Consider the following 22,672-nt stretch of genomic DNA (forward strand, 5'->3'; position numbering starts at 1 on the left):
TTCAGCAAATTTTAGAACTCTTGGAGCGGATAATATCGTATCTGATGGTAGGGATTATGTTTTTATTTAGAGCGTTTGGTGGAAATAATGCCATAAGGCCTAATTATATGGGAGCTTTAGCTTTGAAGCATGATTTTGAAAATAATGCAAGACTTGGTTTTTATGTATGCTTATAGTTGGAAAAAATTTCTGAAGATTATGAAATAGGCGGTGGCAAGAAAATAAGTGAGTTAAGCGATAAAAATACACAAAAGCTATTAGATGAGTGTGAATTTCTTGATGATGAGGAAGACAAAGAGCATTGTAGAAATTCCTATCTTACAAGACCATATGATCCTTCAAGACTTGAAAATAGCCCTAAAAATCATTTAGCAAAGATTGAGTATAGAGAAGCTATAATGATCTTATTTTGCAATATAGAAGCTTTAGCACAACAGTAGCAGGAAGAAAAACTGAAAATAAAAACTACCAGCTAAACTACACTTTATTTAGTTAAAAAAGTTGGAATTTAAATTTTCTAGCAGCCAACAACAAATCTACTCAAATTTACCAGCCAGGTATATTTATACAATGTAAAGAAGTGATTGATATACTAAAAGCAAAAAAAACAATTCTAGCACCTTTGATATAAATTTATATAGTACACAAGAGCTTCCTCGTGATATGATTTGGGAATTTACTTTAGGGTTAAATATACTTAAAAATAGTTATGCAAAAAATAGACGTCCAAGATAGTTAATCCTTATTTTGAACAAAATGAAGATAACCCTCAAGGTTTAGAGCCAAAACCGGATGAATTTTGGCCAGAATTATACTACGAAGAAGATGATGAGATATGTGACAAAACAGCTAAGGTGCATAAATTTGTAGGCGGATTTTCTCAAGCTATTTACAAGATGCATGGACATAGAGGAAATACATTTTTTCCAGATGGAAAACAAAGCTTTAGGACGTTTTTTATCTAGATAACTCTTTTATATGATATATATATTCTAAAATTTAATATCAATAAGCAAAAATATTATTATGAAGGTCTAGCATATGAAAGAAAATATACAGGCAAATGGAGATATATTATTAAATATGAGCATTTATATATGGTAGCACCTATAATAAAAAGTGGTAAATATAGTGCTTTTAACTATTTATTAGGTTTATCGGCTGAGTTTAATGAACTTTTTTCTCCGTTTTGTAAATCACTCAAAAACAAGCAAAATGCTAAATATACAAGAGATATTTTTTGCTAAATTTTGAAATCAAGATAATGCATTTTTTAACAACACCTTAAAGCCAGAGACTGCATATATAACTAAAATTGGCTTTAATGGTTTTAAAGAGGGCGTTTTTAGCGATAATGATACTTTGGGATTTAAGCTTTTATTTTTACAAAAGCAAGATTAAAAACTATATAATGAATGCAAAAAGAGAATATAGGATAAATGATTCTGGAAATCAGGTGGTGTTCATCATATCACGTGGATAAATTATGATAAAGATGTAAATTTAAGGGGTTTTGAGGTTGAATTAAAATTATGATACAGGGTGGTTTTATGTAAATTTAGCTCACTCAAGACAAACAACAAATCAACCATTATCTTTTAGTGTTGCAGGTGATATAATAGATGCTGTATCTAAAAGCGATACTTACAATAAGTCTTATGGATTAAGTAAAATTTCAACTCTTCCAAAAGATTACGCTTCTTTGGATTTAGGCGTAAGGGCTTTTGATAAAAAATTACCGTTGGAGCTATGATGAAATATTATGGTAAAAGCAAAAGAGCAGTAAACGATGAAGATAGAAATCAATATATCGATGAAATGAATAGTATATATAAAGGCTCAATTCTTATAGTGAGAGATTTTAAAGAGGTAAATTCTCAGCCTTTAGTATGGGATTTCTACGTCATATACGAACCGATTAAAAATTTATCTATAAAGTAGTGAAATCCAAAATATTTTTGATGAAAAATATATAAATCCTTTAGATGCCAACAGCGACTCTGCAAGCCAAGCTTATTATGAACTAGGATCAGGGAATAAAAGCACTTTAAATAACTATAATAGAGGAAGAACTGCTGTTTTAAATTTTAGCTATAAATTTTAGAAATTTAAATCATTATAATGGTGTAATTTGAAAATTTTATTTAATATATTGAATTTTAAACAAAATTACACTATTATCCATCTATTTTATAGGAATATGGATAAATGCAAAGTTTAATTAAAAATTTAACGTCTAAATTTTTTTATAAATTTGAAGATATTAAAATTTATACTATTTTGATAATCTTTACTCTATTAGTTGCTCTTTTTGGTGCTTTAAGTTATTTCGAGATGAAGAAAGAAATTTTAAAAACTGGTGCAAATTTTAGAGCTTCAATTTCAAAAGAGATAACATTTAGCGTCAATGAATGGCTTGAAACTAGAGTTAAAAGTACTCAAAATATAGCATCTTTTTTAGAATTTTTTACTGATAATTATAGCGAGGATAAAACATTAAAATTCATAAAAAATGCAAAAATCATTAATAAAGGAAATCCTTTTTTTGATCATTATCAAGTAATTTTTGATAACGCAACTATAATTTTTGATGAGAAAATTCATAAAATTACTAAAGATGAATTTGATAAATTAAAACAAAAACAGTGGTATCAAAATTCAGTCTGTAAAGATAAAACCATAATCACAACTATTGATTTTCACGGCATTTTAAAAGAAAAAACTATAAATATTTGTGCTCCTTTTGGTAATGCTAAATTAAATGGCACTGTTTGTGGAATTATAAAAACAAAAGATTTTTTTCATAAAATTCGCACACAAGTGCATTCTTTTGTTGATAACGCCTATCTTTTTAATGAAGATGGAGACATAATTTCTAGTATAAATTTGATAGAAAATCCATCTGAGCTAAAAAATAGTTTTTTAATGTTTAAAGAGAATTTAACAAATTATATATTTATGCATGATGAAAATTATATAGAAATAATAAAAATTCCAAATATGAACTGGTATGTTGGAGTTGGTATAAATGAAGAGGTTATAACATCATCAACGATTAAAATTTTGCTTAGAAATGGAATAATTTTAACGATTTTATTTATATTGCTTATTATTGTTTCAAATTCATTTCATACTTTTATCCACAATAAAATCCTAAAAAAACAAAAAGAGTATGAGTTTATTTTATCTTATCAGTTAAAAATGTCAGAAACTGGCGAACTCATATCAGCTATCTCTCATCAATTAAAACAGCCATTAAATTCATCACTTTTACTACTTAGCAACACTATAAATTTAAAAAAATTAGATGAAATTAGCGATGAAGAGTTGCTTTTAAATCTTGATTTATGCGTGAAATCAAATATGTTGATGAATGAAACTATAGAAAATTTTAGAAATTTTTATAGATTTAGCGATGATATAAAAAAATTTAATCTTTATGATTGTATTTTGAGTTTAGTTAAGCTTTTGCATATGGAATTTTCAAGGTATAGTGTAGTTTTGGAGATTGATAAATTTGATATAACTTTAAATTCAAATGAGAGTTTTTTAAAACAAATTATATTGGTTTTGCTTCAAAATTCAAAAGATGCACTAAAAGATAAAAATGGTAAAAAAATAGTAAAAATTTCGGCCAAAATTTGTGATGAATTTACAGAAATTTTTGTAAGCGATACTGGAAGTGGGGTTTTAAAACCAAAAAATCTTTTTACAAAATACAAACAAAGCTCTAAAAAACACGGAAGTGGCGTAGGACTGTATCTTTCTAAGCTTATTGCAAATACAAAATTAAGCGGAGATTTAGAGCTTTTTAAAAGCAAAAATCCTACTATTTTTAAACTAAAAATCAAAACAGATATGGATAAAAGATGAATCAAAAAATGCAAATTTTAAAAAATATAAAAATTATGGTTGTAGATGATGATGAGATTACGAGGATAGCTATATCAGGGGGGCTAAAGAAACATTGCGAGAGTTTGATTTTAGCAAATGATGGACTTGAAGGGTTGGATAAATTTAAAAAAGATAGGGTAGATATTATCATTACAGATATTTTAATGCCAAATTTAAACGGTCTTGATATGATGAATGAAATTTTAAAGATAAAACCAAATCAAAATTTCATCGTAATAACCTCATATGATAGTGATGAAAATCTTTTTGCAAGTATAAAAAAAGGTGCTATTTCGTTTATAAAAAAACCAGTAATGATGGATATTTTGCAAAATTCAGTAATAATGGCAGCTTTAAAAAATGAAGATAAAATGATAAATTTAAGTACTGATATAAGTATAAATTTAACAAAAGAGAAAATTTTTAAAGATGGAGATGAAATCTATCTTTCAAAACTTGAAAATCAAATTTTTTGGCTTCTTTGTTATAATGCTTCTAAGCTTGTAACTTACGAGATGATAGAAGATTATGCTTATGATGGAAAATCAGTTAAACTAGGCACAATACATACAGCAATTTTACGTATTAAAAAGCAATTAAACGGTATAAATTTAACAAATTCTCAAAGTCTTGGTTATATTTTAAAATTTGAAAATAGCCAATCATAAAGTATTTTTATGTATGATATTGACTAAATTTAAGGAAACAAAAGTTAAAATATTAAAAACTTTTTATATGAAGGAAGATATTAAACTTTATGGATTTTGAATTTATAAAAGAATTTGTGCCTATTTATGTGGAAGCGGCGATTTTAACGTTAAAATTAGCATTTTTGGGAATAATTTTTTCTATTATAATTGGGCTTTTAATTTCGTGGATAAAAATTTTAAAATTTAAATTTATATCTAAAATTTCTGATATTTATATAGAAATTTCAAGAAACACGCCGCTTTTGATACAACTTTTTTTTCTATATTATGCCCTTCCAAAAATTGGAATTAAATTTTCTAGTTTTGAGTGCGGGGTTATTGGACTTGCATTTTTGGGTGGAAGCTATATGGCTGAGAGTTTTAGGCTTGGTTTTGAATCTGTTAAAAAACAGCAAATAGAAGCTGGACTTAGTATAGGATTATCCAAAAATCAATTGATTATTTATGTTATTTTACCTCAAGCTTTTAGAGTAGCTTTTGCTTCAATTAGTGCCAATATCATATTTTTACTTAAAGAGACTTCTATAGTTAGTGTAGTTGCACTTGCTGATTTAGTTTATACAGCAAAAGATATAATTGGAATTTATTATATGACAAATGAGGCTTTATTTATGTTAGTTGTTGCTTATTTGATTATCATATTGCCGCTTTCTTTGATTCTTGGCTTTGTTGAAAAAAGGCTAAATCATGCTTAGTATTATTTTTGATGGAAATAATTTTTCAAGGCTCATGGATGGGCTTTTAGTAACTTTACAAATTTCATTTTTTTCTATTTTAATCTCGATTATTGGCGGGCTTATTTTAGGCGTTTTGATGAGTTTTAAAAATAAATTTATATATATTTTTTTAAAAATTTGCCTTGAAATTATCCGCATAATGCCCCAAATTGTGTGGTTATTTTTAGTTTATTTTGGACTTAGTACTGTTTTTGAAGTTGATATTAATGCTATTTTTGCAAGTATTATTGTTTTTAGCATTTGGGGCGTGTTTGAGATGATGGATTTAGTAAGGGCTGCCATCATTAGCATACCAAAACACGTTTTTGAAAGTGCTACTAGTTTAGGATTAAAAAGGAGTCAAATATATTTTTATATTATGATTCCGCTTGCGACTCGTCGCTTAGTTCCAGGTGTTATAAATTTATTAAGCAGGATGATAAAAACAACTTCAATTGCAGTTTTGATAGGTGTTGTTGAGGTCGTAAAAGTGGGTCAACAAATTATAGAAAATGCTCTTTTAACAAATAATTACGCTCCATTTGTGATTTATGGTTTTATATTTTTCTTATATTTTGCAATCTGCTATCCAATCTCAAAATTATCAAAAATCTTAGAAAATAGGTGGAGTTAATGGAAAATTATTTTATCTTCAATATGCAAAATAGGCGTTATATTGGAAGCAAAACAAAACTTTTAAAATTTATTTTTGATGAATTAAAAATACTTAAATTTAACTCATTCGCAGATATTTTTGCGGGGACTGGCGTTGTTAGTGAACTTTTTATAACAAAATCAAGCGCAAAAAAAATTATTATTAATGATTTTTTATATTCCAATAATGTAATTTATGAAGCTTTCTTAAAACAAAGCAATTTTGATAAAGATAAACTTTTAAATCTAGCAAATTTTTATAATAATTTAGAAAATTTAAAAGACAATTATTTTTCTGTAAATTTTGGGGATAAGTTTTTTAGCATGAATGATGCAAAAAAAATAGGTTTTATCAGAGAGAATTTAGAAAATCATAACCTCAATTCAAAGGAAAAAAGCATAGTTTTAGCAAGCTTGATTTACTCTATGGATAAAGTTGCAAATACTGTTGGACATTTTGAAGCATACAGAAAAGATAGAAAATTGCGAGATAGTTTTGAATTTAATTTAATAAATCCAATTAAGACAGATAAAGAAATTAAAATTTTTAAAAAAGATGCAAATGATTTAGTAAAATTAATTTATGCAGACTTAATTTTTATTGATCCGCCATATAATAGCCGTCAATATAGTAGATTTTATCATGTTTATGAAAACATAGTTAAGTGGAAAAAACCGCCCCTCTTTGGAAAAGCTTTAAAGCCAAGAGAGGAAAATATGAGTGAATATTGTAGAAACTTAGCTCCTAAATTTTTAGAAAATTTAATTGAAAATATAGATGCAAAATTTATTGCATTAACCTACAATAACACTTACAATTCAAAATCTTCATCATCTAAAAATAAAATTAATTTTAATGAAATTGTAGAAATTTTATCTAAAAAAGGCAATCTAACAATTAAAGAAAAACCTCACTCTTTTTTTAATGCCGGCAAAAGCTCACTCAACAACCATAAGGAATTTTTATTTATTGTTGAGGTTAGGAAATGATTATTCGCTCACCCTTATTTTATGTAGGTGATAAATATAAACTTATACCACAACTAAAAAATCTTTTTCCTAAGAATATAAACAAATTTATAGAGCCATTTGTAGGTGGAGGAAGTGTTTTTCTAAACACAAAGGCAAAATTTTATCTTTTAAATGATATAGATAAAAATGTAATTAAAATTCATAAAATGTTAAATAATACTAACGAAAACGAATTTTTTAGTAAGATTTTTAGAAAAATAAAACATTATAATTTAAGTTGCTCCTATTTAGGAATAACAGCACCTAAAGCCCTAAAAGAAAAATATGTTAAAACATATTATGCTAAATTTAATAAAAACTCATATCTAAATTTACGAAGTGACTTTAATAAAAATCAAGACAATATGATTCTATTATATCTACTCTTAGTTTATGGCTTTAATCATATGATAAGATTTAACAAAAATGGAGATTTTAACTTGCCTGTTGGAAATGTTGATTTTAATAAAAATACTTTTGAGGCTTTAAAAAACTATCTAAATTTTATTAAAAATAAAAATATCTCTTTTTATTCATGCGATTACTTAGATTTTTTTAATAAAATAGAATTAAATAAAAATGATTTTATATATTTTGATCCGCCCTATTTGATATCAAATTCAGAATATAATAAACTTTGGGATGAGCTTAATGAAACAATGCTTTATAATTTTATTGACAATTTAGATAATGAAGGTATAAAATTTGGCATTACAAACTTATTACATCACAAAAACAAAACAAATTATATTTTTAAAAATTGGTCTAAAAAATATAAAATTTATAATATTAAAAGTAACTACATAAGCTTTAATGATAACACAATAAAAAATGATAGCAAAGAACTCTATGTAACAAATTTTAAGGAATAAAATAATGTCAAAAAAATTTCAAAAAAAGATTTTAAGCTTTACTACAACTATGAGAAATCCACTTAGAATACCTGAATTTTTACAAATTCTAAAACCTTTTGAAAATCAAATTTTAAATAGTGAAAATATTATAAAAATAGTGAAAAATGTAATAAATTCAAAACTCTACTATCCTCATAATTTTATGAAAGAGTTTAAAGAATTTGATAAAATTTATAAAAGTGAAGGCAAATTCAGCAAAGAGCAACTTGATTTTATAATTAAAAATTCAATTCAAAAACATAAAGAAGCAGGTTTTGAAGCTGGTTGGGAAAGTAGATTTGACACTTGGTATAAATTTATAATGGAACTTGGATTTTGCTACTATCAAAAAAATCAAAAATTAGAAATTAGCAAACCGGGTCATATGTTAATAAATTCCATACAAGAAAATAAAATTGATGAAGATATAGTTTCAAATATATTTTTAAATGCATTTTCTAAATATCAAGTTGGCAATCCCTTTAAAAAAAATGCAAATTTAACAACTCCTTTTGTCTTGTTATTAAAAGTACTTGAAAAACTTCATAAATTTAATAAAAAATCAACTGGAATTCACAGGAGTGAAATCAGCATTTTACTTTGTTATCCAAATAACAATGTAAATGAATTATTTCAATTTATAATAAATTTAAGAAATGAAATTTTAAAAATTTCAAAGGTAAATTTTGGATATAGTGATGAGTTTATTTATGAAAAATGTCTAAATTTACTTGATAGCAATAATGAAAAAAGATTTAAAATTTCACAAATTACAAGTGAGGCGGTTGATGAATATATTAGAAAAATGCGAATAACTGGACTAATTTCGCTTAGAGGAAATGGTGGATTTTTAGATTTTAACTACAATGAAAAAGAAAAAATTGATTATATTTTATCAAGAGAAATTCCGCAAAATAAAGATTTCTTAGATGATAGCGATAAGCAAAAATATAAATTTTATAAACATATGTCAAAAATTGATGAATTTTTATTAAGTAAAAAATCAATTAATTTTGATGACAATATGAAGACTAAAACACTTGAAAAATTTGCAAATTTATATGAAAAAAATTTCATTGAAAAAGAACTATTAATAACTTGTAGAAAAAATAAAAATTCTAAAGACATTGTTTTAAAATTAATTGATAAGCCTCTAAGATTTGAGTTTTTAATATCTATTTTTTTAAAACAAAATTTTAAAGATACGGAAATTTTACCAAATTATGTCTGTGATGATGAAGGAATTCCGATACATTTTGCAAGTGGTGGAAAGGCTGATATTATTGCTCATGATGAAAAAACAAAAAGTTTTGTAGAGGTTTCTTTAATGACTGGAAGAATACAAGTAGCAAACGAAATGATACCTATAGAAAGGCATTTATTGGAAAACATAAAAAACAGTAAAAACAATAAAGATAAATTTAGTATATTTGTAGCCCCAAATATTCACAACGACGCTTATAAATACGCGGAATTTTCTTATTTTAAAAATAAAACCATTATTAGTTGTTATAGCATTAATGAGTTTATTAATAAATCAAATTCAAGCAATGAAATTTTAAATTTAAAAATTACTTTTAATGAAATAGGATAAAAAAATGGAAATTTTAAAACTAATTGATGTAAATAAATTTTACGGTTCTACTCACGCTTTAAAAGATATTAATTTTAGCGTTAAAAAGGGCGAAGTTGTGGTTATTTTAGGGCCTTCGGGCTGTGGAAAAAGCACAACTTTAAGGTGTATTAACGGACTTGAAGAAATTCAAAGTGGAACGATGGAAATTTTAGGTGAAAAAATAGATAAAAATTTTCAAAATTGGCGTAAAATTCGTCAAAAAGTCGGGATGGTTTTTCAAAGTTATGAACTTTTTGATCATCTAAATGTTATGCAAAACATCACTCTAGGACCTATAAAAGTTCAAAAAATAGGCAAAGAAGAGGCTATAAAAACAGCTAAATTTTGGCTTAAAAAAGTTGGTTTAGGCGATAAAGAAAAAGCTTATCCAAAAGAGCTTTCAGGCGGACAAAAGCAGAGAATTGCAATTGTTAGAAGCTTGTGTATGAATCCTGATATTATGCTATTTGATGAAGTTACAGCAGCACTTGATCCTGAAATAGTTAGAGAAGTACTTGACGTGATGTTAAATTTAGCTAAAGAAGGTAGGACTATGTTGATTGTTACTCATGAAATGGCTTTTGCAAGAGCTGTGGCTGATAGAGTTATTTTTATGGATAAGGGCGAAATTGTGGAGCTTAACGATCCAGAGAACTTTTTTACAAATCCAAAAACAGATAGAGCAAAAAAATTTTTAAATATGTTTGAGTTTAAAAAATAGTTTAAATTTAGAAAAATTTTCATTAAAATTATTATATAAATTTATATTTATTTTTTGAATATATCAACCGTAGTTATCAAAAAATATTATTTTTTGATTATTTATTATAAAATATTTAGCAAATGTTGTTTATAAATTTTATTTTTTTTTCTAAAATCACACAAATTTTTAATAAGGAGAAAAAGATGAAAAATTTTTTTAAAATAGTTGCATTTGTTTTGCTTTTTTTTAGTGTTAGTCTAAACGCTGCAAGTTTGACCGAAATTAAAAATCGTGGCTATATTAAAATTGGTGTTTTTGGAGATAAGCCACCATTTGGATATATAGATGAAAACGGTAAAAATCAAGGTTATGATGTTTATTTTGCAAAAAGAGTAGCAAAAGAGCTTTTTGGCGATGAAAGCAAGGTTGAGTTTATTATTCTTGAAGCCGCAAATAGAGTTGATTTTTTAAGAGCAGATAAACTTGATTTAGTGCTAGCAAATTTTACACACACAAAAGACAGAGCAAGGGTTGTAGATTTTGGTTTGCCTTATATGAAAGTTAGTATTGGTGTTGCTAGCAAAAATGGTGAAGTAAAAAGTTTAGATGACTTAAAAAATAAAACTTTACTTTTGAATAAAGGCACTACAGCTGATATTTATTTCACTAAAAATCATAAAAATATAAAATCTCTAAAATTTGATCAAAACACAGAAACTTTTGCAGCACTTCTTGATGGTAGAGGCGAGGCTTTAGCTCATGATAATACGCTTTTATTTGCATGGGTTAAAAGCCATCCTGAATTTAAGGTTGGCATTGAGGCTATTGGTGATAATGACGTGATTGCACCAGCTGTTAAAAAGGGAAATAAAGAGCTATTAAATTGGATAAATGATTTGATTATAAAACTTGGTGATGAAAATTTCTTCCATAAAGCTTACGATGAGACGATTAAGCCTATTTATGGCGATGATATAGATCCAAATAGTGTTGTAATTGAAAGTGGTAGAATTTAATTTACATAATTTAGCGTTTAGGAAATTGTATAAATTTGTACTACTAAACGCTACTTAAATTTTAATAAATATCTTTTAATCAAATTTTATAGATATATTTTAATCTTTTATATTTATAGCAAATTTAAGTTAAAATTCTATACAATTACACTTTACTTAGAATTTTAAGGAGATATATGAAAAAAATTATCATTTTACTATTTGTTTTAGTTTTGGCGATGTCAGGCTTTATTGTTTATACTATCTTTGATACCAAAGGAATTTTGACTAATAAAATAGCTTGCGCTGTTGGCAGTCAAAATGCTTGCTATAAACTTGGTAAATTTTACCTAGAAGAAAAAAATCAAGATATAAATAAATCTCTTGAGTATTTTGAAAAGTCTTGCAACCACGCCAATCCTGAAGCATGCAACCATAGTGGGTATTTTTATCAAACAGGCTTAACTGGAGAAGTTAAAATGTTTAAAGCTAAAGAATTTTATAAAAAAGGTTGTGATTTAAATTTACCGCTTTCTTGCAATAACCTTGCTTACATACATGAAACAAGTGATGCAACCCTTACAGAGGCTATTAAATATTATGAAAAATCTTGCGATCAAAATAATACTTTTGCTTGCAATAAAATAGGCTTTTTCTATCAAAACAACACAAAAGGCTTGGATAAAAATTTAAGCAAATCATTTAATGCTTATAAAATTTCTTGCGATAACGAAGATCTAACTGGTTGCAATAATCTAGCTATCTTTTATCAAAATGGTTTAGGTGTTGATCAAAATTTAAGTATAGCTGCAAATTTATATCTAAAAACTTGTGATGCTGGAAATTTTACATCTTGCAATAATTTAGGATTTTTTTTCCAAAAGGGTATTGGAGTGGAACAAAATTTAGAAAATGCGATTAAGCTTTATGATTTTTCATGCTCAAATAATGAGAGTTTTGCTTGTTCAAATTTAGGTTTTATGGTTCAAAATGGTCTAGGTCTGGAGCAAGATTTAAATTTAGCTTTAAAGCTATATAAAAAATCTTGTGATTTAGGAAATCAAAATGGTTGTGATATGTTTAATGAGTTGGTGATTTTAATTGAAAAAATTAAAGAAAATATCGCAAAAAGCCAATATCAAAAGACCCAACCTAAAGATGATGAACAAAAAGCTATTGAATCAAAACAAATCGAATTAAAGCATAAAAAACCAGCCGATAAAAATTCTTCATTAAAATCAAAAGACGAAAAAGACAATAAAAATAAAAAATCAAAAGATAAAAAATAATAATGCAGGTAAATTACCTGCATTATATAGTATTAGAATTTATAGCTTACGTTTAGCTTAACGTTTCTACCTTCTTCGTAGTCAATGTTATCATTTGTTTTTGCTGAAAAATCAGTAAATCTTTGACTATGTGAAGCATATGCTTTATTAAAGATATTATAAATTCCAAAATTTACTTCAAGTCCTGTAAATTTGGAGCTAGATGGTAGCCAGGTTGCATAAAGATCATGGACTGCATATCCTGGTTTTTTGATTTTTACGCCCGCTTCTTTTTCTTTATCTATGCTTGTAAATGCAATCGTATTCCAGCCAACTAATAAATCAATTGGAGTGATGAAGTACTCAGCATTAAAAGTAAATTTATCTCCTGTATCGGAATAAGCTAGAGTTGAGCCATATTGTCCTTTTTTGTCTCTACCAGCAGTTTTTGCATATTGATTTAAATCATATTTTGTTTTTTGAGCAGAATAACTAGCTCCAAGACTTAAATTTTCAACATTAAATCTAGTAGCCAACTCAAAACCTCTAATGTTAGCACCTCCTGTATTTGCTCTAGTAGCATAAGCACTACCTGGACTGCCAAGTTCAGCGATTAAATTTTTATAATCGTTATAGAAAAATTTTGCTGATAAATTTAGCCCCATATTATCATTAAAATTTTCACTATATCTAAGACCTGTTTCGTATGAATTTCCAGTTTCAGGTTTAAGTGGTGAATCAAAAGCGGCTTTTGCATTGTTTGTATTTATTCTAATACCTTCATATACATCAGGACCACGGAAGAGTTTTGCATAGCTTGCATAGGCTCCAAGACCGAAATTTGTTTGATAGTCTAAAAGTAGTGCAGGCGAGAAATTATTATAACTATAATTGGTTCTGCCGTGCATATCGCCCTTTTTTCCACCGATAGTATTTAGTTTATAGTTATCAAATCTAATCCCTGGAACAACACTTAAGTTACCATGTCTGATTTGATCTTCTAGGAATATTGAAAGACTTTTGGCTTTGTCATTGGCTATTGCGTTTGGATTACCGATTTTTGGGTTATTGCTTCTATTTTTATTATAAGAAGCACTATTATAATACTCAAAACCATAAACTAAGGTATTACTTAAATAACTGCTTTGAAGATTTGTCTTATTTATAAGTTTTAATCCATATGTTTTAACGCCAGTATTTATCCCATTAGGATCTTCTTTTGTCATATCGAGATTGTGTTTTGTGTAGTATGCATTGACTTTTAAATCCACATAATCATCAGGATTAAATTTGTAATTTAAAGAAAAAGTATCTCTATCATATTTACTTCTTTTAAGACTTCTAACTTTTATAGCTTTACCGCTTGCGAGGGCTTGTTTTTCTATTTTTCCTGCTTCTTTTTTATCTTTTTGTGTTTTATATTTTTTTTCTTCGTTTTTATCTAAAAATTTAGTCATCAATCCGCCAGGCCACTCAGCCTTCATAGGATATAGTCCGCCATACTCTAAATGTTCATAACTACCCTCTATCTTGCCACTATCGCCAGTTTTTGATCCTAATTTTATTAAGTAGTTGTAGTCATTGCCATCGCCACCTATTGCTTGTTTATTGCCAGCTTTACCAAAGCCATATCCGCGGTGATTAAAGTAGCCCAATAAATCAAAATTTCCATCTTCATCAGTACCATAAAGTGTTGCACCTTGAGAGAATTCTTTATTGTTTGAAGCATAGCCTGATCTTAGTTTAGCACCAAAAATTTTTCCATCTTCTAGTAAATCAGCCGCATCAACTGTCTCAAAAGCAACGCTACCGCCCATCGCACCGCTTGTTCCTACTACGCTATGAACACCAACTCCTACATCAACTTTTTTAATGATGGCTGGATCTATTAATAAATCAGCATTGTGATGGAATGTATTACCCTTTTGTCTAGCACCATCAATGGTTACATTTAATCCCCTATCATTCATACCACGCATATAAATTTTTTGATTGTATCCGTTAGTTCCGCCCATATACACACCTGGTATGTCTCTTAAAACGTCTTTTATGAGGGTTGCATTTCTAATATTTGCCTTAAAGCCATCTATGTCACTAGTTCCAGCAATGGTTGAGGTAACTGAAACCGCATCAAGACTCACTCTTTCATCTTTTGCAAAAACAGCACTACCCCCCCCCAATATCAAAACACAAACAACTGAAAGTTTGATAATTTTATGATTATTCATATTGTTCCTTATTATAAAATTTATATCATTAATAAAATTTATTATCAATAATACTTTTTTATTTTATATAAATTTGCCTTAAATTTATATAAAACCAAATAAAAATCATAATCAATAAATATAAAAATATTTTATACAAAAAATTAAATTATTAAATTTAAAAGATATATTTTGCAAAAAATTATCAATTTATATAAGCAAAAATATCTTAAATTTAGGGATTTAAACCATCTGTAAAATTTGAACCAAATCACCCTTTTTATAGCTTTTTTGTTCTGGCGGAATCACTAAAAGAGCTGCATTTTTATTTAAATTGTTAATGATGGCACTTGAACCATCTTTTTTGCCTTTTAAATTTGCAGTTAAAACACATTTTTTATCTATTTCTAAACTGCAAGCCACAAATTCTAAAAATGGCGATTTTTTGATGTAATCATCTTGCAGTATCGCATTTATATAGTGATTTTTGGTAGCACAAAATAGACTTTCAACCAAAACTCTCACATATAAAACACACATTACCATCGCTGAAAAAGGAAATCCAGGAAGTGCAAAAATAAATTTATCTTCTATTTTTGCTATTTTTATATGGCGGCCTGGTTTTATGCTAGCTCCATTTACGATAATTTCTAAATTTTTATTTAGAGCTTCTTTTACAAAATCATAATCCCCCATACTAACACCACCTGTGGTTATTAGTATATCGCAAAATTTGAGAGAGTTTAAGATGGCTTTTTCTACAATTTTTGGTTCATCTTTTACAATTGGCAAGATTATGGATTCGCAACCCATTAAATTTACCATAGATGCTATTGCTATATGATTTGAGCTTCTAATCTGAGCTGGATTTTCTAAACTCTCTCCCAAATCTCTTATCTCACTTCCTGTTGCTAAAATCCCAACTCTAGGACGCACAAAAACGCTTATATGAAACTCTCCAAGTTCAGCCAATAAGGCAATTTCTGAGTAACTTATTTTTGTTCCTTTTTTAAGTAAAATTTCACCTTTTTTATAGCTTTCTCCAATTTTTCTAACTGCAAAACCTTTTTTAACTGGCTTGATAATCTCTATTTGATTTTTGTTAATTTTTACATTCTCTACAGGCACTAATGTGTCTGAATTTTTTGCCATCAATGATCCTGTAAAAGTTTTTATACACTCATCATTTTGTAGCCTAACTTCATTTAAAGTTCCAGCTGGTGTGTCGCCTAAAATTTTATAAATTTGTTTATTCTCATCAAATTTAATTGCATATCCATCCATTGCTGAGGTTTCAAATTTAGGGTGATTATCTGGAGCTAAAATATCGCAAGCAAGATGGCGATTTAAGGCATTTGTTATAGAGACTTTTTCAATTCTATCCCAAGAAATTAAGTGTTTTTTTAAAATATCAAGAGTTGTTTCATAGCTTAAAAAATCCGTTTTTATCATTATTTATCCTTTTAAAAGTCCTGCACCCTTTAGTGCTTGTGAGCGTTCTTTGGCGTAAATTCTTTTACCATCTTTTAAATCATACTTCCAAATAGGAGCGTTTGCTTTAAAATCTTCTACAAATTCATTTATTAAATTTAACGCTAATTTTCTCTGTTTTGAAGCAACTGCAGTAACATAAGAGCTTTGATTTATCAAAACATCGCCGATTGAGTGAGCAAAAAATAATTTAACCCCATTTTTAGAAGTCTTTTCAATCCAGCCATTAAACCATTTTTGAAGAAGTGGTTTATGGATATCAAAACTCAAACCATCAACGCCATCATCTCTTACTATTCCAGTAAAAGTTATGAAAGCACCTAAATTTTTATCTTTTATCTCATTATACCATCTTGCATAAATTTCGCTTGTATTTAGATGATTTTGATAAATTTCCATATTTAACCTCCACAAACAGGTGGCAGAAGTGAAATCTTATCCCCATCTTTTAAAGGTGCATTTAAATCACTTATTAACTCATCGTTTATGGCAACAGCACACGTTTGTAACCATATTTTTAAACTATCATCTTGATTTAAAATTTCTTTTATTTCAGCTAAATTTGAGGCGTTTAGTTTTAAATTTGGTCTATTTATTGGACCCAAAAATTCAATCTCAACCATATTTTTCCTTAAATTAAAATTTCGCTTATTATAACAAATTTTAACAAATTTATATATAATATTAAAAACCAAAAAAAGGCGTTAAAATGAATATTATAGACATTAAAACTCCAGCTTATGTTTGTGAGTTGGATAAGCTTATAAAAAATTTAGAACTTTTAAAAGATGTTGGAGATAGAAGCGGTGCTAAGGTGCTTTGTGCTTTAAAAGGCTTTGCTTTTAGCCTTGCGATGCCCTATGTAAATAGATACTTAAATGGTGCAACTTGTAGTGGATTATATGAAGCTAAATTTGCAAATGAGTTTTTTAAAGATGGTGAAATTCACACATATTCGCCAGGCTTCAAAGATGATGAGATTGATGAAATTTTAGAAATTTCAAATCATATTGTTTTTAATAGTGCTAATCAGCTTTTAAAATTTAAAAACAAGGCTTTAAAAAAGGGCTTAGATATTGGAATTAGAATAAATCCAGAGAGTTCATTTTCGCCAGCTGATGCTTATAATCCTTGCGCTAAATTTAGCCGCCTTGGTATCACAAAAGCAAATTTAACAAAAACTTTAAATGATAATCCAAATTTGCTTAACGGCGTTAGCGGACTTCATTTTCACGCTTTATGTGAAGAAAGTAGCGAAAGTTTAGCTAAGGTTTTAGAGATTTTTGAAGCAAATTTTAAAGATTTGATTCCTAAAATGAAGTGGATAAATTTTGGAGGCGGTCATCACATCACAAAAGAGGGCTATAATGTAGAGCTTTTAATAAATTTAATTAAAGATTTTAAATCTAAATATAAAGTAGAAGTCTATTTAGAACCAGGCGAAGCGGTTGGTTGGGAGAGCGGATATTTAATATCTAGCGTGATTGATATAGTTGAAAATGAAGCAAATATCGCTATTTTAGATATCTCAGCTGAAGCCCATATGCCAGATACTATTCTTATGCCATATCGTCCAGCCGTTAGAGGTGAGAGTAGGACTGGAAATTTTGAGTATAGATTTGGTGGTAATACTTGCTTAGCTGGAGATATCGTGGGACTTGAAGCTAAAAACCCTGAATATAAATTTGATAAGCCTTTAAAAATTGGAGATAAAGTTATCTTTGAAGATCAAATTCACTACACTATCGTAAAAAATACAACTTTTAATGGCGTAAAACTTCCTGATCTGATTTTGATTGATAAAAAAGGTGAAATTTTAGAAAAAATTGAATTTGGCTATGAAGAATATCGTCGTAGAAATTAAAATATAATATTTATAACACTAAATTTAAAAAATTTGGCAAAATTTACTTTAAGCAAATAATTAAAAATTTAGCCAAATTTTGATATTTTTTAAAAAAAATTTAAAAAATATTGTTAATTTTAAAATTTAAATATTTAAGGTAAAAAAATAGGGATAATCCCTTATTTTAATATGTGCAACTAGTCAAATAAAAATCAAAAATTTAATCTTCAAAAATAGCATATTTAAAATTAATTTAAAAAATATAATTAATTATAAATTTTATGATATCAAAAGAAAAATTTTAGTATATTTCAAAAATAAAATTTCAAAAAGGTTAAGAAATGATAGAAAAAAACTCGCTTGATAACGCTAGAATCTTTTATTATTCTTTGCTATCAAGAATGTTTGTTTTTACTTATGATTTAGATAGATTTAAAGGGCTTAGAGAGGCTTTTAAGCTTATCGGACAAAATCCTTTAAATGATCTTTGTAAAATTAGTGCTTTGAATGTTTTTGAAAATTTTGATGAAATTGCTTTAAGTGATGAATATGATCAAATTTTTCATGCTCCGCCAAGTCCTGTTAGAACTACTCTAAGCTTTTATAATGAGGGCTATGAAAGTGCTCAAACTACTGTAATGGTTAAGAAATTTATAGGTAAAACTAAAATCAGAAAAGATAGTAACTTTATAGAAAATGAAGATAATTTTGGATTTTTATTTACTGCTATGAGTGAGTTTATTACATTTAAAACTCAAGGAGATTATGAGTATGAAGATATCGCAAGAGAGTTTTTTATAAAATTTTTAAACCCTTTTGTGGATGAATTTCTAAATAATATCTATATCCATAAACACTCTATATTATATAAAGATATATCAAATTTAGGGCTTTGTTTCTTTGAATTTGAAAGGGCGTATTATGGTGTGAGTGATGAGGTAGGACGAGGTGAAATTAAAGTTAATGATGGACTTTCTCGTTCTGAAAAAACTAGGCGTGAATCAAATAAACAAAAAAGAAGTAAAGGAGCAAGAGATGCAATCAAATAGACGAGATTTTCTTAAAAAATTAGCTATAGGTTCAGCTGCTATAACTGTTTTAGAAGCAAAAGAACCAGCTAAAAAAATAAAAAATGAAACAGATAAAAAGAGCGAAACTCTGTATAAAAAAACGCTAGAGTGGGAACTTTATTATAAAAATGCAAAATAATTTTAGAAGGGAGAAGATATGTCGCAAGTAAATTTAGAGCCTAATAATGCAAAAATAGGCAGACGGTCGTTTTTAAAAATGGCTGCTTTATCTGGCGTGGCAGGAAGTGGAGTTATGTTAAATTCTGCTAATGTTACAAGAAAAGCAGATGATGTTGAATTATCAAATCCATACCCAAAATCAAAAAAAGTTAAAACTATATGCACTGCTTGTTCAGTTGGATGTGGGATAATAGCTGAGGTTGAAGATGGTATTTGGGTTAGACAAGAAGTAGCAGTAGATCATCCAATAAGCTTAGGGGGTCATTGCTGTAAGGGCGCTGATATGATTGATATGGTAAGATCAGCAGTTCGTTTAAAATACCCAATGGTAAAAGAAAATGGCAGATGGAAGAGAATAACTTACAGTGAAGCTTTAGATAAAATAGCAGCTCAACTAAAAGTTTATAGAGAGGAAAATCCAGAGCAGGTTATGTTTTTAGGCTCGGCTAAAATGTGCAACGAGCAAGCCTATTATATACGTAAATTTGCAGGTATGTATGGAACAAACAATATAGATCATCAAGCTAGAATTTGACATAGTGCAACAGTCGCCGGTGTGGCGAATACTTGGGGTTATGGCGCTATGACAAACTCGCTAAATGATATGATTTTTTCTAAATCTATATTTATAATGGGAGCAAACCCTGCAGTAAATCACCCTGTTGGTTTTAGCCACTTTTTAAAAGCCAGAGAAAATGGTGCAAAGATGATTGTGGTTGATCCTAGATTTACTCATACTGCTGCAAAGGCTGATTATTTTGCTCAAATTCGTCCTGGTACTGATATAGCTTTTATGTATGGTATGCTAAATATTATATTTGAAAATGGTTGGGAAGATAAAGATTTCATAAGAGATCGTGTTTATGATATGGATAGCATTAAAGAAGAAGCCAAAAAATGGACACCAGAAGTGGTTGAGGATGTAACTGGTGTGAAAGCTGAAAAATTAAAAGAGATTACAGAAGTATATGCAAAAAATAGTCCTGGTACTTTTGTATGGGCAATGGGACTTACTCAGCACACTGTCGGCACATCAAACACAAGACTTGGCCCTATAGTTCAACTTGCACTTGGATATGCAGGAAAAGCTGGTGGTGGATGTAATATTTTAAGAGGTCATGATAATGTTCAGGGTGCAAGCGATATGGGGTGTTTGAGTGAAAATTTACCTGGGTATTATGGATTAAACGAAACTAGCTGGAGACATTTTGCAAATGTGTGGAAAGTTGATTATGATTGGTTAGTTTCAAGATTTGTTAGCAAAGATATGATGCACAAATCAGGTTTTACTCTTTCTCGTTGGTGGGCTGGCGTTTTGGATGGAAAAGATGGAAATGATAAAATTCATAATGCAAACACAAACATAAAAGCTTTTATAGTTATGGGAAATGGCGTTACTTCAACTGCTCAACAAGCTAAGGTTCAAGAAGGTCTTGATAATTTAGAACTCTTAGTTATTACAGATCCTTTTGTAAATGAAGCTGCAGTTATTACAAACAAACAAGACAATATCTTTATACTTCCAGCTGCTACTCAGTTTGAGACTTCAGGAACTGTTGTGGCTACAAATAGAAGCTCGCAATGGCGTTTTAAAGTATCAGAGCCACTTTTTGAGAGTAAAACAGATGAATACTTTTTATTTGAGTTGGCAAAAAGATTGGGATTTTATGATGAGTATGTAAGAGCTATGGGCGATGGTAAGGGAAATTTTGTGTGGCCTGAAGATGCTACTATAGAGATAGCAAGAGGAATAAAGACTATTGGTTATACTGGAATTTTACCTGAAAGGCTAAAAAAGCACACTCTAAACTGGGATAAATTTGATCATAAAACTCTAAAAGGTTTTGGCGAGTGTGAGGGTGAATATTATGGATTACCTTGGCCTTGCTGGACACAAGAACATTGTGGAACACCAAATTTATATGATATAAGCAAACCCGTAGCAGATGGCGGAACTGGTTTTAGAAATAATTTTGGCCTAGAAAGAGATGGTGTAAATTTACTTGCAGAAGATGGAAGTGCTCCTGTTGATTCATATGTAAACGGCGGTTATCCACAAATCACAAAAGCTAATATAGAAAGCGTTTTAGGAATCACACTAACTGAAGAAGAAAAGAGTGTTATTGGAAATTCATGGACAACAGATATAAGTGGAATTATTGCTAAAAAATGTATAGAAAAAGGTATGGTTCCTTATGGTAATGCAAAAGCAAGAGCAAGAGCTTGGAATTTTGTAGATCAAATTCCGCTTCATAGAGAGCCACTTCATTCAAGAAGAGGCGATTTAGTACATAAATATCCTAGTTTTGAAGATAAGGTTGATCATTTTAGGGTTGATACTAAATTTAAGAGTGTTCAGTTAGAGAAAGATTACAGTAAAGAATTTCCTATAAATTTAATTACAGGAAGACTTGTAAATTTAAATGGTGCTGGTATGGAAAATAGAGCTAGCGTGTATCTATCTAGATTAAGTCCTGAGATGTTTTGTGATATTAATCCAAATTTAGCCAAAAAATATGATATAAACAATGGAGATATGATTTGGGTACATTCACCAGAAGGCACAAAAATAAAAGTAAAAGCTAGATTTACTCATTCTGTAAATGAAGTGTCTGTATTTTTACCATTCCACTTTACAGGAATTATGCAAGGTGTCGATATGACAGGCAATTATCCAAAAGGAACTAGACCTTATGCGGTCGGGGAGAGTGCAAATACTGTAGCAAACTACGGATATGATATTTTTACTCAGATTCCAGAAACAAAAGGCGGTTTATGCCGTATAGAAAAAGCTTAAAGGATAGATATGTCAGTAAGTAGAATGAAATTTTTATGTGATTTAGATAGATGTATTGATTGTAATGGTTGCTCTGTTGCTTGTGATAGCGGACATGAGCTTCCTCTTGATGTAAGAAGAAGAAAAGTTGTTACTTTAAATGAAGGTAAGCCAGGCGAAGAGTTATCTGTATCGATTGCTTGTATGCATTGTCCTGATGCGCCATGTGCTCAAGTTTGTCCAGTAGATTGTTTTTATATAAGAGAAGATGGTATAGTTTTGCACGATAAAGATATTTGTATAGGTTGTGGATACTGTTTATATGCATGTCCATTTGGTGCACCGCAATTTGCTCGTGGAGGCATATTTATGTCAAAAGGCGTAATGGATAAATGCACAATGTGTGCAGGTGGCCCTAAGCAAACAAATAGCAAAGATGAATTTCATAAATATGGACAAAATAGAATAGCAGAAGGAAAAGTTCCTCTTTGTGCTGCTATGTGTTCTACAAAAGCACTTTTAGTTGGTGAAAGCGAAGTTGTTGATAAAATTTACAACGATAGGATCGCTCTTAGAGGCTATAATAGCGGTGTTAGTCAAACGCCAAATGCTTACCCTGGCAACCAATGGTAAATTTAAGAAT

The 22,672-nt window shown here is 28.7% G+C and carries 22 protein-coding genes; 18 read left to right on the forward strand and 4 right to left on the reverse strand.

Translation table 11 applies throughout. The features are described 5' to 3' along the window. Positions 1-176 precede the first annotated feature (176 nt). The 13 genes from F1B92_RS01305 (at position 177) to F1B92_RS01365 (ending at position 12,480) form a co-directional block, all read left to right on the forward strand. On the forward strand, positions 177-440 hold the full coding sequence (locus tag F1B92_RS01305) for a hypothetical protein (RefSeq protein ID WP_154570113.1): 264 nt from the start codon (positions 177-179) through the stop codon (positions 438-440). 657 nt (positions 441-1,097) lie between these two features. After that, positions 1,098-1,247 carry a hypothetical protein gene (locus F1B92_RS01310; RefSeq protein ID WP_154570114.1) on the forward strand — a complete coding sequence of 50 codons (150 nt, stop codon included), beginning with the start codon at positions 1,098-1,100 and terminating at the stop codon, positions 1,245-1,247. A gap of 505 nt (positions 1,248-1,752) precedes the next feature. Then, positions 1,753-1,941 (forward strand): hypothetical protein, encoded by a 189-nt coding sequence (locus F1B92_RS01315; RefSeq protein ID WP_154570115.1) that lies wholly within the window; start codon positions 1,753-1,755, stop codon positions 1,939-1,941. A gap of 267 nt (positions 1,942-2,208) precedes the next feature. Then, positions 2,209-3,873 (forward strand): ATP-binding protein, encoded by a 1,665-nt coding sequence (locus F1B92_RS01320; RefSeq protein ID WP_154570116.1) that lies wholly within the window; start codon positions 2,209-2,211, stop codon positions 3,871-3,873. Continuing rightward, complete coding sequence (locus F1B92_RS01325; RefSeq protein ID WP_154570117.1) at positions 3,870-4,562, forward strand: response regulator transcription factor; 693 nt, start codon at positions 3,870-3,872, stop codon at positions 4,560-4,562. Before F1B92_RS01320 ends, F1B92_RS01325 begins: the two co-directional genes overlap by 4 nt. A gap of 89 nt (positions 4,563-4,651) precedes the next feature. Then, the gene (locus F1B92_RS01330) at positions 4,652-5,299 is read left to right on the forward strand and encodes an amino acid ABC transporter permease (RefSeq protein WP_154570118.1); all 648 of its coding nucleotides are present in this window, start codon (positions 4,652-4,654) and stop codon (positions 5,297-5,299) included. Next, entirely contained in the window at positions 5,292-5,954 is a 663-nt protein-coding gene (locus F1B92_RS01335; protein WP_154570119.1) for an amino acid ABC transporter permease, read from the forward strand. The genes F1B92_RS01330 and F1B92_RS01335 overlap by 8 nt, the downstream gene beginning before the upstream one ends. Further along, complete coding sequence (locus F1B92_RS01340) at positions 5,954-6,964, forward strand: DNA adenine methylase (protein WP_154570120.1); 1,011 nt, start codon at positions 5,954-5,956, stop codon at positions 6,962-6,964. Before F1B92_RS01335 ends, F1B92_RS01340 begins: the two co-directional genes overlap by 1 nt. Further along, positions 6,961-7,857 (forward strand): Dam family site-specific DNA-(adenine-N6)-methyltransferase, encoded by an 897-nt coding sequence (locus F1B92_RS01345; protein ID WP_154570121.1) that lies wholly within the window; start codon positions 6,961-6,963, stop codon positions 7,855-7,857. Before F1B92_RS01340 ends, F1B92_RS01345 begins: the two co-directional genes overlap by 4 nt. Before the next feature lie 4 nt (positions 7,858-7,861). Beyond that, the gene (locus F1B92_RS01350) at positions 7,862-9,472 is read left to right on the forward strand and encodes an AlwI family type II restriction endonuclease (RefSeq protein ID WP_154570122.1); all 1,611 of its coding nucleotides are present in this window, start codon (positions 7,862-7,864) and stop codon (positions 9,470-9,472) included. 4 nt (positions 9,473-9,476) lie between these two features. Further along, positions 9,477-10,214: an amino acid ABC transporter ATP-binding protein gene (locus F1B92_RS01355; RefSeq protein WP_154570123.1), complete on the forward strand. Its 738-nt coding sequence runs from the start codon at positions 9,477-9,479 to the stop codon at positions 10,212-10,214. Between the two features lie 185 nt (positions 10,215-10,399). Continuing rightward, positions 10,400-11,212, forward strand: coding sequence for a cysteine ABC transporter substrate-binding protein (locus F1B92_RS01360; protein WP_154570124.1), 813 nt, complete (start codon positions 10,400-10,402; stop codon positions 11,210-11,212). 176 nt (positions 11,213-11,388) lie between these two features. Next, the gene (locus F1B92_RS01365; RefSeq protein WP_154570125.1) at positions 11,389-12,480 is read left to right on the forward strand and encodes a tetratricopeptide repeat protein; all 1,092 of its coding nucleotides are present in this window, start codon (positions 11,389-11,391) and stop codon (positions 12,478-12,480) included. A gap of 32 nt (positions 12,481-12,512) precedes the next feature. Here the strand turns inward: F1B92_RS01365 and F1B92_RS01370 are convergent, their stop codons facing one another. The 4 genes from F1B92_RS01370 to F1B92_RS01385 all read right to left on the reverse strand — a co-directional run bounded on the left by F1B92_RS01370 (position 12,513) and on the right by F1B92_RS01385 (position 16,780). Continuing rightward, positions 12,513-14,687, reverse strand: a complete 2,175-nt coding sequence (locus F1B92_RS01370; RefSeq protein ID WP_154570126.1) for a TonB-dependent receptor domain-containing protein — start codon at positions 14,685-14,687, stop codon at positions 12,513-12,515. Positions 14,688-14,909: 222 nt separating this feature from the next. Continuing rightward, positions 14,910-16,118 (reverse strand): molybdopterin molybdotransferase MoeA, encoded by a 1,209-nt coding sequence (locus F1B92_RS01375; RefSeq protein WP_154570127.1) that lies wholly within the window; start codon positions 16,116-16,118, stop codon positions 14,910-14,912. A 3-nt stretch (positions 16,119-16,121) separates the two neighbouring features. Beyond that, positions 16,122-16,556, reverse strand: a complete 435-nt coding sequence (locus F1B92_RS01380) for a molybdopterin synthase catalytic subunit (RefSeq protein WP_154570128.1) — start codon at positions 16,554-16,556, stop codon at positions 16,122-16,124. Between the two features lie 2 nt (positions 16,557-16,558). Continuing rightward, positions 16,559-16,780, reverse strand: a complete 222-nt coding sequence (locus F1B92_RS01385; protein ID WP_154570129.1) for a MoaD/ThiS family protein — start codon at positions 16,778-16,780, stop codon at positions 16,559-16,561. Between the two features lie 86 nt (positions 16,781-16,866). On the opposite strand from F1B92_RS01385, the gene nspC reads away from it, so the two are divergent. The 5 genes from nspC to fdh3B all read left to right on the forward strand — a co-directional run bounded on the left by nspC (position 16,867) and on the right by fdh3B (position 22,662). Beyond that, positions 16,867-18,021: a carboxynorspermidine decarboxylase gene (nspC, locus tag F1B92_RS01390; protein ID WP_154570130.1), complete on the forward strand. Its 1,155-nt coding sequence runs from the start codon at positions 16,867-16,869 to the stop codon at positions 18,019-18,021. Positions 18,022-18,344: 323 nt separating this feature from the next. Next, on the forward strand, positions 18,345-19,052 hold the full coding sequence (locus F1B92_RS01395; protein ID WP_154570131.1) for a TorD/DmsD family molecular chaperone: 708 nt from the start codon (positions 18,345-18,347) through the stop codon (positions 19,050-19,052). After that, the gene (locus tag F1B92_RS01400; RefSeq protein WP_154570132.1) at positions 19,039-19,212 is read left to right on the forward strand and encodes a twin-arginine translocation signal domain-containing protein; all 174 of its coding nucleotides are present in this window, start codon (positions 19,039-19,041) and stop codon (positions 19,210-19,212) included. Before F1B92_RS01395 ends, F1B92_RS01400 begins: the two co-directional genes overlap by 14 nt. Before the next feature lie 18 nt (positions 19,213-19,230). After that, complete coding sequence (locus F1B92_RS01410) at positions 19,231-22,050, forward strand: formate dehydrogenase subunit alpha (protein ID WP_229770863.1); 2,820 nt, start codon at positions 19,231-19,233, stop codon at positions 22,048-22,050. A 9-nt stretch (positions 22,051-22,059) separates the two neighbouring features. Next, the gene (gene fdh3B / locus F1B92_RS01415; RefSeq protein ID WP_154570134.1) at positions 22,060-22,662 is read left to right on the forward strand and encodes a formate dehydrogenase FDH3 subunit beta; all 603 of its coding nucleotides are present in this window, start codon (positions 22,060-22,062) and stop codon (positions 22,660-22,662) included. Positions 22,663-22,672 lie beyond the last annotated feature (10 nt).

Source organism: Campylobacter portucalensis, from assembly GCF_009690845.1.
Classification (GTDB): Bacteria; Campylobacterota; Campylobacteria; order Campylobacterales; family Campylobacteraceae; genus Campylobacter_B; species Campylobacter_B portucalensis.